16 protein-coding genes are annotated in these 13,369 nt (G+C 35.9%); 2 read left to right on the top strand and 14 right to left on the bottom strand.

The genetic code is table 11. The features are described from left to right. Window positions 1–20: 20 nt before the first annotated feature. Entirely contained in the window at window positions 21–836 is an 816-nt protein-coding gene (locus RNZ46_RS08875; RefSeq protein WP_316981857.1) for a mechanosensitive ion channel family protein, read from the top strand. Here RNZ46_RS08875 and tsaB read toward each other — a convergent pair. The 12 genes from tsaB to RNZ46_RS08815 all read right to left on the bottom strand — a co-directional run bounded on the left by tsaB (window position 833) and on the right by RNZ46_RS08815 (window position 11,481). Next, the gene (gene tsaB, locus RNZ46_RS08870; RefSeq protein ID WP_316981856.1) at window positions 833–1,513 is read right to left on the bottom strand and encodes a tRNA (adenosine(37)-N6)-threonylcarbamoyltransferase complex dimerization subunit type 1 TsaB; all 681 of its coding nucleotides are present in this window, start codon (window positions 1,511–1,513) and stop codon (window positions 833–835) included. The genes RNZ46_RS08875 and tsaB overlap by 4 nt on opposite strands. A 224-nt stretch (window positions 1,514–1,737) precedes the next feature. Further along, complete coding sequence (locus RNZ46_RS08865; protein ID WP_316981855.1) at window positions 1,738–3,066, bottom strand: TolC family protein; 1,329 nt, start codon at window positions 3,064–3,066, stop codon at window positions 1,738–1,740. Between the two features lie 16 nt (window positions 3,067–3,082). Next, complete coding sequence (locus RNZ46_RS08860; RefSeq protein WP_316981854.1) at window positions 3,083–4,201, bottom strand: efflux RND transporter periplasmic adaptor subunit; 1,119 nt, start codon at window positions 4,199–4,201, stop codon at window positions 3,083–3,085. A 13-nt stretch (window positions 4,202–4,214) separates the two neighbouring features. Next, window positions 4,215–5,459, bottom strand: coding sequence for an ABC transporter permease (locus RNZ46_RS08855; protein WP_316981853.1), 1,245 nt, complete (start codon window positions 5,457–5,459; stop codon window positions 4,215–4,217). A gap of 2 nt (window positions 5,460–5,461) precedes the next feature. Continuing rightward, a complete protein-coding gene (locus tag RNZ46_RS08850; protein ID WP_316981852.1) occupies window positions 5,462–6,691 on the bottom strand; it encodes an ABC transporter permease in 1,230 nt (409 codons plus the stop codon). Continuing rightward, a complete protein-coding gene (locus RNZ46_RS08845) occupies window positions 6,684–7,385 on the bottom strand; it encodes an ABC transporter ATP-binding protein (RefSeq protein WP_316981851.1) in 702 nt (233 codons plus the stop codon). The genes RNZ46_RS08850 and RNZ46_RS08845 overlap by 8 nt, the downstream gene beginning before the upstream one ends. 88 nt (window positions 7,386–7,473) lie before the next feature. Then, window positions 7,474–7,692 (bottom strand): hypothetical protein, encoded by a 219-nt coding sequence (locus RNZ46_RS08840; protein WP_316981850.1) that lies wholly within the window; start codon window positions 7,690–7,692, stop codon window positions 7,474–7,476. Window positions 7,693–7,763: 71 nt separating this feature from the next. After that, a complete protein-coding gene (locus tag RNZ46_RS08835) occupies window positions 7,764–8,297 on the bottom strand; it encodes a DUF420 domain-containing protein (protein ID WP_316981849.1) in 534 nt (177 codons plus the stop codon). A 64-nt stretch (window positions 8,298–8,361) separates the two neighbouring features. Further along, the gene (locus RNZ46_RS08830) at window positions 8,362–9,105 is read right to left on the bottom strand and encodes an SCO family protein (protein ID WP_316981848.1); all 744 of its coding nucleotides are present in this window, start codon (window positions 9,103–9,105) and stop codon (window positions 8,362–8,364) included. 97 nt (window positions 9,106–9,202) lie between these two features. Continuing rightward, complete coding sequence (locus tag RNZ46_RS08825; protein ID WP_316981847.1) at window positions 9,203–9,919, bottom strand: hypothetical protein; 717 nt, start codon at window positions 9,917–9,919, stop codon at window positions 9,203–9,205. 131 nt (window positions 9,920–10,050) lie between these two features. After that, complete coding sequence (locus RNZ46_RS08820) at window positions 10,051–10,431, bottom strand: cytochrome C oxidase subunit IV family protein (RefSeq protein ID WP_316981846.1); 381 nt, start codon at window positions 10,429–10,431, stop codon at window positions 10,051–10,053. A gap of 72 nt (window positions 10,432–10,503) precedes the next feature. After that, window positions 10,504–11,481: a cytochrome c oxidase subunit 3 gene (locus RNZ46_RS08815; protein ID WP_316981845.1), complete on the bottom strand. Its 978-nt coding sequence runs from the start codon at window positions 11,479–11,481 to the stop codon at window positions 10,504–10,506. Window positions 11,482–11,586: 105 nt separating this feature from the next. On the opposite strand from RNZ46_RS08815, the gene RNZ46_RS08810 reads away from it, so the two are divergent. Continuing rightward, entirely contained in the window at window positions 11,587–11,730 is a 144-nt protein-coding gene (locus RNZ46_RS08810; protein WP_316981844.1) for a hypothetical protein, read from the top strand. Window positions 11,731–11,750: 20 nt separating this feature from the next. Here the strand turns inward: RNZ46_RS08810 and RNZ46_RS08805 are convergent, their stop codons facing one another. Then, window positions 11,751–12,332: a cytochrome c oxidase subunit 3 gene (locus tag RNZ46_RS08805; protein ID WP_316984979.1), complete on the bottom strand. Its 582-nt coding sequence runs from the start codon at window positions 12,330–12,332 to the stop codon at window positions 11,751–11,753. A 2-nt stretch (window positions 12,333–12,334) separates the two neighbouring features. Continuing rightward, window positions 12,335–13,228: a heme o synthase gene (cyoE, locus tag RNZ46_RS08800; protein ID WP_316981843.1), complete on the bottom strand. Its 894-nt coding sequence runs from the start codon at window positions 13,226–13,228 to the stop codon at window positions 12,335–12,337. Window positions 13,229–13,369: the final 141 nt, after the last annotated feature.

The raw sequence follows: 13,369 nt of genomic DNA, 5'->3' as shown, positions 1-13,369 counted from the left end.
CTAAATAATTAAATTAACACATGGATTTAGAAAACATCGACTCAGAAAAATGGCTTGAACTTGCCATAAACTATGGCCTTAAAATTCTTGGAGCTATACTTATTTGGATTATTGGTTCTTGGTTAATTAAAAAAATAATAAAGGCCACAAAAAAAATAATGAGCAAAAGAGAATACGATGAAAGCCTTCAGAAATTCTTGTTGAACCTATTAAGTTGGGTGTTCAAAATTGTTTTAATCGTTGTTGTACTCGGAACGGTTGGTGTTGAAACCACATCGTTCGCCGCCATTTTAGCTGCCGCTGGTTTAGCTATTGGCATGGCTTTACAGGGTTCGTTGGGTAATTTTGCCGGTGGTGTTTTGATTATGATTTTTAAACCCTTTAAAATTGGCGACTTTATTAACGCGCAAGGCGAATCCGGAACGGTTAAAGAAATTGAAATATTTACTACAAAACTAACAACACCCGACAATAAAGAGATTATTATACCCAACGGAAGCCTCTCTAACGGCAACATCACAAATTTTAGTACAGAAGCGACAAGACGTGTGGATTTTACTTTTGGCGTTGGTTATGATTCCGATATTAAAAAAACAAAAGAAGTGATATTAAGTGTCATTCAATCCAATCCTTCCGTTTTAAAAGATCCTGAACCCACAATAAATGTATCTGAACTGGCAGATAGCTCTATTAATTTTCTCACGAGAGTTTGGGTGAATAAAGAAGATTATTGGGCAGTAAATTTTGATATTATTGAACGTACCAAAGAAGCGCTTGATGCTGCTGGTATTGATATTCCTTACCCGCATCGCGTGGAAATACAGAAAAAAGGCTAAGCCTTTTTAGGCTTTAACGCCACAAAATCCTTTAAGTAATATGGTTCAAAATAAGCGACATCTTCGGTGTCGTTTTTTTTGTATTTGTTATAAGCCAATATGCCCATTTCTTTTGAAGAAGGCAGTTTGTTTTCGATAAAAACAGCGTTTGGATGATTGATGCATGTTTTTGTTTTTTCAACCCCATTACCTATAAAATACACGTTTCCGTTTTCTAAATATTCCGCGAAAGCGTTTTCATCAATAATTTGGGCTTGAGTGTCTCGTAATGGACTGTAATTGGCATCGTAAATAGCCGAATATACTTCCATACGTCTGGCATCGAGCATGGCTACAATAACGCCATCTCTAGTTTTAACTTGATGCGCCAAAGCCTCTAAAGTCGACACCGAAATTAAAGGTTTATCCAATGCAAAACAGAGTCCCTTTGCCGCCGAAACCCCAATACGCAATCCGGTATAAGAGCCCGGACCTTTGCTAATGGCAATGGCATCTAAATGGGTAGAATCAATTTTTGCTTCTTTTAAAACATCATCAATATACACATGTAATCTTTCGGCATGCGAATAATTTTTACCGTAATCTTCCTTTAAAACAATGGTTTCTCCATTCCGCGAAAGCGAGACAGAACAATTGGTTGTTGCGGTTTCAATATTTAGAATAAGCGTGCTACTCATAAGGTTCATTTTTGAGCTTCAAAAATAGGAATAAATAAAAAAGAAAGACCTGTCAGATTTTAGAATTCTGACAGGTCTAATATTTTGGTCATTCTGAGGAGCACCAAAGTGCGACGTGAGAATCTGTTTATAATTTAATTAAATTTCAGATTCAGAATAAACAGATTGCCACAGTCGCGCCTCCTTCGCAATGACGTTAAACTTTTTTAGAAAGTCTAAAAACATCAATCAACTAAAGATTTACCCATGTAAAAATCCAACACTTTTGTTTTGAAAACAAAATCGTATTTGGCATTTATTAGCGATGACTGTGCGTTAATGAATTGTATTCTGGCTTGTTCCAAATCGAAAGCCGTCATATTACCAATATCGTAACGTTCTTTCGAGTTGTTAAATGCCAATTCTTGTGATGCCAACGATTTTTTTGCAGCAATGTAAGCTTTGAATGCGGCTTGGGCATCGGTATAAGCCCGCTGTATGTTGGCTTCTAAATCTAACTTGGCTTGATCTAAGCGCAATTGGCTATTGGTTTCTTGTATTTTAGATTTAGCAACTGCTGTTTTATTTTGAAATCTAGAAAAGATAGGGATATTTACACTTAAGTTGAAACTATGTGATTTTTGATTATTTAATTGATCTAAAAAAGCAGCTTCGTTTTTAATGATGTTAGAATAGAAGGCATTCGTGTTAAAACCATAACCCAATGTTACACTTGGCAAAAATCCACTTTTGGATATTTCGGTGTTCAATTCCGCATTTTCGATGTTCTTTTCTGCTATTTTAATTTCGCTTCTGTTGTTCAGGGCGTAATTTAAAACCGGTGTAACATCGCTGTACAACAACGCTTCAGATGGCGTATCAATTTCTATAATTTCAACATCAAACCCATCAAAAGGTACTTGTAATAATTGCGATAAGGTGAGCAGTGCCAAATTATAATTGTTTTCTGCAATGGTAACCTGTTGTGCATCTCTACTTAAAGTGGCTTCGGCATCATAAATATTAGCCTTAGGTTGAACGCCAGCGTCCACCAAATCTTGTACTTGTTTAAGTTGTTTTTGGCTGAAATCGAATTGTGCTTTTGCAGTTTCCAAATTCTCTTTATTAAACAGTGTGTTTAAATATGCATTAACCACGTTTAAAGCAATATCATCTTTAATTCTGCTTAGCTCTAGTTTGTTTATCTCGAGATTTAGGTTGGATTGTTTATAAAGATTGGTAAGTCTGAACCCATTAAAAATAGTTTGGTTGGCACCAACTCCAAACCTGGTACTATTTGAAGTTCTATCGACAATTACTTGAGTTTCCCCGATATCGATTCGCTGTGTTCCTATGCCCAAACTATGGCCCGTACTGGCACTAACTGACGGTAAAAACTGCCCTTTGGCTGCTTTAATATCCTGCTCGTTTATAAGCAAACTGTTTTCAGTTTGTTTTACCGTAATATTATTTTCAAGGGCATGCGCTACAGATTCTTGCAAGGTCCATTTTTTTTGCTGAGAAAATGATGATACAGCGATTAAAAGCAGGCATGCTAAAACACTATTTTTCATATTTAGATTACTATAATTAATCATTATCTTCATCTTCATTATCTTTTGATGCTTTATTCCACACTTTAATTTTGTCGCCTTCTTTTACACCTTCGGTTATTTCAACATTAATCCCATCGGATAACCCAAGCGTTACATTTTCTTTTCTATACTTATTTTCGCCATCTAATATTTCAACAAATGGCTTTTCGGTAATTCTATTGTATTGCAGCAATGCCTCCCTTATTGCTAAAACACTGTCTTTCGCCTCAATATCAATTTCGGCATTGGCGCTATAACCTGCTCTAATATTGGTGCTTTGCTCAACCTCTACATCGGCTTTTATGGTAAACTGTACCGCGCCGTTTTCTTCTTGTCCTTTTGGTGCCACAAAGGTTAATTTTGCCGGAAACTCTTTATCGGTAATAGCACCCAACAAGACTCTAATTTCCTTGCCTTCTTGTAATTTTCCAACTTCGGCCTCATCTACTTTACCTTCAAAAATCATTTTACTCATATCGGCTATGGTAGCAATGGTGGTTCCTGCATTAAAATTATTACTTTGAATAACTTGATCGCCTTCGCGCACGGGGATTTCTAAAATAGTTCCCGGTATTTGGGCTACAATGTTGGTATTGGCAGAACTTCCGCCAGAAATTGAACCTCGTTTAATAATTTGATAATCATTTTGGGCCTGCGCCAGTGATTCCTTTGCCTGATTGAAAGAGAGTTCGCTGTTTTCAAAATCTTGTTGGGAAATCACGCCTTTTTCAAACAAGGCCTTGTTTCTATCATATAGTGTTTTGGCATTATCATAAGATAATTTTGAAGACGAAATGCGGCTTTTGGCACTAACCAAACTTTGCTCGTTTGGCACCACTCTAATTTTTGCAATCAAATCGCCTTTACTAACAATATCGCCTTCTTCAACAAGAATTTTATCAACAATTCCAGATATTTGAGGTTTCAGTTCAATCTCTTCCTCAGGGTTTAATTTGCCTGTTGCCACCGCTTTGGTGTTGATGGATGTGAAAAATGGTTCCTCCACTTTAAAATCTTCAATAGATTTTGAGTTGGCATCTTTAAAATACTTTAAAACGAATGCCAATGCTATAATAGCAACTATTCCAAAAATAATCTTTACTGTTTTGTTCATTTTTTTTGATTGTTTATTCTTCTCTTAATGCTTCAATTGGTTTTATACTCGTGGCTTTAAATGCCGGAATTAAGCCTATTAAAGTCCCTAATACCACTAATATTATTAATGCAATAAATACAACGGCGATAGAGACTGATGCGTTTACAATGGCGGCGTCTGCTCCTTGTCCGAAAAAGTGGTCTAATAAAATTAAAATCCACCCACCAGAAATAATACCTAACAATCCAGCCAATAAGGTTAAAAATATAGCCTCGACCACAATCTGTCTTTTAATCTCAAAAGGTGTGGCTCCCAAAGCACGACGTACACCAATTTCCTTGGTGCGTTCCTTAACGGTAATAAGCAAAATATTACCAATGGCAAATACGCCAGCAATTAAGGTGGCTATACCCACAAACCAGGTTAAAAATTGCATGCCGATTAAAAACCCCGTGACCTTAGCAAATTCTTTACCGAGATTAAAACTCCCAAAAGCACGCTTATCGTTGGGGTGAATACTGTTAAGGTTTTTCAGTAACAGTTTAGCGTCGTTTTCAATTTGTTTGATGTCGTATTCGGGCTTTCCGGTTATCATCATCCAACCAATGCGGTCACCTTGATTGTATATTTGTTGAAAGGTGGTAAAAGGTATATGAATATCAGACGTAGGCCCCATGTTGACATTGCCGTTTTCAAACATGCCCACCACTTTAAAGTTGATGCTATTTATTTGAATGTATTCGCCAATAACCTCTTCGTCTTTTTCAAATAACTGTTTATATATTTCTTCTGAAATGACGGCTATCTTTTTATTGTCATCTATATCGTTCTGATTGATAAACCTGCCGTGGATTAATTTTTTCTTTTGAACTTGGTCCAATAGCGGATAATCGCCATTGATGCTAAAACTACCCGATAGGAAATTACGAATAACTTGGGCTTGATTTTGATTTCGGGGAACGACAAACTCAATGCCTTCAACGTTTTCTTCTACTTTTTTAGCATCAGACAATGTTAACCGAACCTGCTTGCCCTCTTGAAAACCTTTAAATGGTTTGCTTGTACTTTGTCCCCAAACAAAAACACTGTTGGTGGCAAAACTCCCGAATAATCGGTTAAATGAATTTTCCAAACCTTTTGCAGAACCCAACAACCCAATTAACAATAATATGCCCCACCAAACACCAACCATAGTAAGAATAGACCTTAGTTTATTTTTACTAAAGCTATCGTAAACTTCTTGCCATGTGTCTCTATCGAATAAAAATTTAAACATAATTAATCGTCTCTTAATGCTACAATAGGTTTAATTTTCGATGCTTTTTTTGCGGGTAAATATCCTGCAATAGCGCCTGCGGTAATAAGCGTAATGGTTGCGCCAATTACAAGGCTATTGCTTACACCTGGGTCTTTTATAAAATAGTCTACCAAATAGGGTTTTACAAGTTCCAAAACGCCAACACCAATTACCAAGCCTACATAACCCGCCATGGCTGTTATTAGAATAGATTCTATTAAAATGATAGACACTATAGATCGTGGTGAAGCCCCTAATGCCTTACGAATACCAATTTCTTTGGTGCGCTCCTTAACAATAAAAATCATAATATTACTTATGCCCACAATTCCTGCTATTAAAGTACCAAAGCCAATAACTAAAATTATTACGGTTAATCCTCCGGTTAGGGCGTTTACCTGTTTAGTACCTTCTGCCATATTACGAACCCTAACGGCTCTTTGATCGCTTCGGGCAACAGAAAAACGGTCTTTTAATTTTCGTGTTAATAGATTACTAAAAGCCAAAGCTTCATCGTAACCCATTTTTGGATTGTAAGTAAGGTTTATTTGATCGATATAATCGTTGTTGCCATAAAGATGTTGCGCCGTGGTTACAGGCATATAAATAATGCGCTCTTCGTTATCGCCACCATCATCTGTAAAAACGCCCACAACTTTATACTGAATGCCGTTTAGATTAATATATTTCCCTAAGGCTGTTGTTTTTAAAAACAAATCTTCTTCAACCAATCTTCCAATAACAACAACCTTTGTCCTGTTTTGTAAATCGCTTTGGTTGATATACCGACCTTCCTTTATTTTCGTTTTTTCTAAAAATTGATGGTCGGGATGTACGGCCCTTAAACTGTAATTATTTTGTTCGTTCCGAAAAGAGGCCTGTGCATTTTTATAAATTCGTGCTGTAATAAATTCAACTTTATTACCAAACTCATCTTTTACATAATCAAAATCCTCGTTTTTAAACTGAATACGTCGTCCTGCCTGAAGTCCTTTATGTGCTTTTGTAGTATTACCAGATCTGATAAATATGGAGTTATTGGCATCATCGACAAAAGCTTCAGCAAATGTGTTTTTCAATCCATTGGCGATACCAAAAAGAATAGTAAACAACAATATGGCAAACGCCACAGTAAACCCAGACAACAAGCTTCGGGTTCTGTTTTTATTGATACTTTGAAATATTTCGCGCCAAAGGTCTAAATCAAACATACTGTTCTGCTCTAACCTGTTGTACTTTTTTATCTTCCATAATAACGCCATCGCGCAGCCTCACAATACGTTTGCACATGTTGGCAATATCTTCTTCGTGTGTTACCATCAAAATAGTTTTGCCTTCATCGTTTAATTGTTGGATGAATTCCATAATTTCGTAGGAGGTTTTAGTATCTAACGCTCCTGTTGGCTCATCGGCTAATAATAGTTTGGGGTTTGCAGCCAAGGCTCTTGCAATGGCAACACGTTGATTTTGCCCACCCGAAAGTTCTTTTGGCAAATGTTGTGCCCAATCTGCTAAACCTACTTTTTCTAAATGAAACAAGGCCAATTCCTGACGTTGTTTACGTTTCATGCCTTGGTAATAAAGCGGAAGTGCCACATTTTCAAGGGCATTTTTATAGTTGATAAGATTGAAAGACTGAAAAATAAATCCTAAAAATTTATTTCTGTAAACGGCCGCTTTTTTTTCGGTAAGGTCTTTTATGGGTAATCCGTCCAGGATATATTCGCCTTCATCAGCTTCATCTAACATACCAATAATATTAAGTAATGTAGATTTTCCTGAACCCGAAGAGCCCATTATGGCAACCATTTCTCCTTCTTCAACAGAAAGATCGATACCTTTTAAAACATGCAAACTGGAATCGCCTATGGGATAGGACTTGTGGAGCTGACTGATTTTTAACATAGACTATGATTGGTTTTAAGTTAAAGCGCTTTGCAGTTAGACTGCTGTTACAAAGAAATGTTACAATTTAAGTTAAAAAAAGTTTTTATTACTTTTTTAACGTATTATATTTCTTATATATAAAAAAGCCTATGCCAAACACCAAAATATAAGGAACCGCCATGAGGTACACAATGCCATCGTTAATTCCTTTGGCTGCGGATTGCCCTTCTTCGCTTTCTAAAACAGCGCGACACATAGCGCATTGCGCATTGGTCTCTAAAAAAAAGAGGAAAGAAAATAAAAGTAAGATGATTTTACGTTTCATAATTAAGTTTTTAAAGCCCAAGAACTCCATTGGGGTTATCCCGATAACTAACAAGACAACTTAGAGTTCTTTTAATAATAAGGCGAAATCATAATATAAACAATAACGCCCGTAACGGCAACATAAAGCCATAACGGAAATGTAATTCTTGCTATTTTTTTATGTTTCTCAAAATTGTTTGTAATGGCTCTAGCATATGTAATTAATACGAATGGTACAACGGCGATAGACAGTACAATATGGGTTAGCAAAATAAAGTAATACACGTATTTTATAAAGCCTTCGCCTCCAAATTTTGTAGAATCGCTGGTCATGTGATACGCCATGTACATAAGCAAAAACAATGCTGAACACCAAATAGCGGTGGTCATTAAATTTTCGTGAAGCACTCTATTTTTCTTTTTGATAGCAATAACGGCGATAACCAAAATTACGGCTGTTAATCCGTTTATGGTAGCGTAAATTGGCGGCAAAAAACTTAAAGGTTCAACATTTGGAATACGTACGCTAAACAAGGCTGCTACAATAATGGGGATAACAATGGACAATACAACAATTAACTTATTGTATTTTTTATCGTCTAAAATAGGGTCTTGATTATTCATTTTTTAAAAGTTCTTCGCTTTGCACTTCTACTGCGCTCGGTGTGACACATCGAATGACGTTAATTTATTCGTTAAGCAATTTTTTAATATCTTCTTTTAAGGCGCTAATTTCTTCTTTTATACCATCTTCATCAACTTGTTCTTCCTCAGATACAATACCTCGGTAATAAATTATGGGGTTTCCAAATTGGTCTTTTCTGGAGCGAATAAATCCGTTTTTATCAATTAAGGCAAAATTTCCTGAATGTTCAAAACCGCCTTCAACCGCTTCATTTTCGCCTGTATATAAATTAAAGCCTTCGTTGGCCAGTTTATAAATAGTGATTTTATCGCCAGTCATTAAATGCCAATTTGGGTTTGTTACGCCATATTTATCGGCATATTCTTTAAGAACCTCGGGGGTATCGTGATCGGGATTTATTGTAAAAGATGCGACGCCAAAATCCTCAAAACCTTTAAATTCATTTTGAATATCAACCATATTTCTATTCATTCTTGGGCAAATGGTTGGGCAGGTTGTAAAGAAAAATTCGATAACGTAAACCTTACCTTCATAATCTTTATTGGTAATGGTTTTACCGTTTTGATTTGTAAATGAAAATGCAGGCACTTTTTTGGGTTCGCCATTAATTATGATAAATGATAAATCTGAAACCGATGTTTTATTATCCTCGGCAAAATCGCTTCTGCTTTCGTTGCGTGTTACATCGTTATTTGAAATTCTATCTATTATTCTGGGAATAAAAATGATTCCGAAAACAAGTATTATAAATGCGATGCCTATGTATGAATAATTGTTTTTTTTCATTTTATGATTTTTGTGATTCCCTCAAAGGAGGGGGCTATTCAATTAAACTTAATTACTTTAAAGTGGATTCCTGCCTTCGCAGGAAAGACAAACAAACTCAATTAATTTCTGCTTTTAAATCGTTTGCTCTTCGTGTATCCGAGTTAAATTCGCCTTTTCGTTTTTGCCTGTACTCCGTAAATAAAATACGCAAATCGTCACTCATTTTATTTTTAATTTCGGCAACCTCAATACAATCATAGGAATTTAATCCGTAAACCGGTTTGTTTTTTTCTATTTCCCTGTCGGTTCTATCATCCAATCTTCCGCGTTGGCTTAAATCTTTATCAACAATAAACACATGGTTTGATGACAAATCCGCCTTCAGATTCACTTTCGATTTTAAGCTAAAAAACAAGCGCTGAATATCGGTGGGTTCGCCAAACACAAAATGCCAGTATTTTAAATCTTCGTACGAAGCGATTTCCCTTTTAAGGTCTTTAACAACAGCTTCAGTCCCTTTGGGCGCCACTATTACAATTTGAAATCGTTTAAAACCTTTAAACTTATCGTACACCAATTCTTTTAAGTTGGAGTTTGCAATCAGCTTATCCATGGGGTTGTTTCCTAAAAAACCCAAAACGGTTATGTGATCTTTTAAAACAATGGAATCCTTGGAATCTGATGTAAAAGCCCGTAAATCCGATACGTTTTTATTTACCACTTCTAAGGGTTCGTAATTGTGCGTTGCCGGGTACAAAAAAAGTAAAAAAGTTACGGGAAGAAAGAATAAAACTCCTAAAACGAGATAGCGGCTAATTTTTTTATAATCCATTATTTAATCACCTTTAAATCACCCAAATTATTGGTTTACAAAAATAAATAAAGGCAGTTGAATAACCGCCTTTATAACTCTATTTAACACTTCGAATACAAACAATATATTCGAAAAAAACTTTTATAATTTTAAAAATCGTGTTTTACAAATCCGTCTTTAAAAACATCAAAAACGTATCCGCCTTCTTGCAATAGGATAAATATTAAATACAGTATCAAAATGGTTCCTGTCCAAACCACCATACGTCTTAGCGCTTTGGTTTCATCGCGCATGTGCATAAAATCCCAAGTAATGTAATAGGCCTTTACAACCGTTAAGATAATGAATATCCAGTTTAAGGCTTTCATGTTTAAAACCTCAACCATTAAAATTTCTGGTTTGTAAATACCCAAAACAACCTCTACGGCTGTTACAAGCGATAATAAGATTAATACACCCCAAATTTTTTGTGTGTTGGATTTAAACTTTAATAAACCTCTAAAAATTTCTAATTTATGTTCGTGTGCCATGTTATGTGTTTTTAGATTCTCTCACCGTATTTATTGGGATTCAAGAGAATGAAAAATAAATTCTTAATTAAATTAAACCAAGTAGAAGAATGTAAATACAAACACCCAAACCAAATCTACAAAGTGCCAATACAACCCTACTTTTTCGACCATTTCGTAACTTCCTCTGCGCTCGTAGGTTCCTAAAATCACGTTAAAAAAGATGATAATATTTAACAATACCCCTATGGATACGTGAAAACCGTGAAATCCTGTAATAAAAAAGAAGTAGTTTGCAAATAACGGTGGGCCGTATTCATTTTGAATAAGATTAGCGCCTTCAACCACATTTTTGCCTTTGGTTTTTAATTCGTTTAGCGATTCGTTCCTAGACAAAATAATTTTGTGTCCGTTTTCATCGGCGTACGTTGTTTTTATCAATAAATCCGGATTGGCTTCAAAACCTGCTACCACTTCATTTAATGTAAAGCTAGGTAAGGCTTTTTCACCATCGAACCACAAACCATTTTTTCTTTGGTGTTGCACTCTTTCAGAAGGTTGTGCTATGGCAAAATCCTTTAAAGCTACACGTTTTCCGTCGGTATCAACAAATTGGATTATATTTCCGCCATGAGTTCCAACCGCGCCATAAGTACCATTTATAAACGTGGTCCATTCGTAAGCTTGAGAGCTTAAAAATATAAGTCCGCCTATAACCGTTAAAAACATATAAATCGTGGTTTTTGCCTTATCCAATTTATGTCCGGCATCTACAGCTAAAACCATAGTTACGGACGACATAATTAAAATAAAGGTCATAAATGCCACGAATATCATCGGATAATCGCCGTGAATAAAAGGGACGTGTGTATAAACATCGTCTGCAATAGGCCAAATTTCGGCATATTTAAATCTCGAAAAACCGTAGGCTGCTAAAAACCCCGTGAAGGTTAAGGCATCAGAAGTGATGAAAAACCACATCATCAACTTACCGTAACTAGCTTTTAGCGGCTTATTTCCTCCACCCCAAGTTTTTCCTTCTGTTCCAGTATTTACAACTGTAGTACTCATATATATTGGTTGTTTTTTAGTTGGACAAAAATAATCAATTTATTTATCTAATAAAATATACTGCTCTAAAAATCTTTTTGGCGTTCCCTTCGCTCAATACCCACAATGAAAAAAACCCTTGTAGGAATCGCTTCGGTCGGGCTTTCGGTAGTCGCTTCCTCTCCCGAAACCTCGGGATCGGCGAGCTCCAACAATACCTCAATCCCTAACGCGCTTACTTGCCAAAAACCTTACAAAACAGCCAATTAACAACCTGTTTGTGTTAGGTATTACCTAACAAAGTATAAAAACAAAAATAAATACACCCACAGTATATCTATAAAATGCCAAAAGGTAGCGGCGAGTTCAAACCCCAACATTTTGCTTGGGCTGTACTTCTGTTTAAAATGATTATAAATTACAACCAACAAACAAACAAGCCCAACAACCACATGCAGAATATGTACAATAGCTATCAGGTAAATGTAAGACATGGTTACATTACTTGTAGGCCCCGTAAAATTATAACCTAAATCTATAATTTGCTGAAAGCCCATAAATTGATAGGTAATAAATGCAATACCCAAAACCAGTGTGCTCAATAACCACAACGATGTGGCTTGCCTATTTTCTTTTTTTAAAGCTTTTTTAGCCAAAATAAAAGTAACGCTACTTATTACAATAATAACCGTGCTTACAATAAATGCGTTTGGCAGTTTAAAATCTGATAACCAATCGGGTCTGGAGCTACTTACAATAAAGGCACTTGTCCAACCTGCAAACGACATAATAAGTGACAAAATACCAAACCAAAGCATCATTTTTTTTGCTCTGTTATTTTTTTCTTCTAAAGTTCCTTGGGTTAAATCCATAGTCATCTAATAAATTTATCTAAAACATATACTATTTGCACCAGCGAAATGTACGATACGCTCACAATCATTAACTGTCGTGCAGATTTTACGGTCATTAATTTGAATAAGCGAATGGCATAATACAGCATCCATAATCCTAAAAGGAAAACCAAAACTGCTGATACGACCGAAAGTTGCAATTTTCCTGTAAACCCAAACACCGGAATAATAGATACAATCAGCGTCCAAATGGTATACATTATGGTTTGTACTGCGGTGCCTTTGTCTTGTTTTCCTGTGGGCAACATAAAGAATCCGCCTTTTTTATAATCGTCAAACAAAAACCAACCAATGGCCCAAAAATGGGGGAATTGCCAGAAAAACTGTAATGCAAATAAGGTTCCGGGTTCTATGCCAAAATTATCTGTAGCAGCGACCCAACCCAACATAAATGGAATGGCTCCCGGTATGGCGCCCACAAATACCGCTAATGGGGTTTTGGTTTTTAATGGCGTATAAACACAGGTGTATAAAAATATGGAAATCGCACCAAACATGGCCGTTTGCTTATTGATGCTGTACAAAATAATAATGCCCAATACCGTAAAAATGGAAGCGATTATAAAAGCGGTGTTTACCGACATGCGTCCAGCGGGAATGGGCCTATCCTTGGTACGATTCATCAACGCATCCAAATCTTTTTCAATAATTTGATTAAAGGCATTTGATGCGCCCACCATAAAATAACCACCAAAAGCCAATAAAGCCAAGGTTTTATAATCTACCGTTTCGGCACCCAATAAATAACCGGCAAGCGAGGAAAACACCACGCTTAAAGCCAATCGCATTTTAGTGATTTCCTTAAAATCTGAAATTACAGAATGGGTTGTTATTGAAGATTTTGACTTGCTCAATGTTTCCTTTTCTTGGTCGCTTTATAACGCGACTGCAAAGATACTTTATTATACCAATTTGAACAATGCTTTTTAATGCTAAAATTGCTTTGTGTTTTTAAGCTAATCAATATTTTGTATTTTTATTGAAAACTAAATATA

Origin of the sequence: Hwangdonia lutea, assembly GCF_032814565.1 — a bacterium.
Classification (GTDB): Bacteria; Bacteroidota; Bacteroidia; order Flavobacteriales; family Flavobacteriaceae; genus Hwangdonia; species Hwangdonia lutea.
This window is presented reverse-complemented; position numbering and strand designations above follow the sequence as displayed.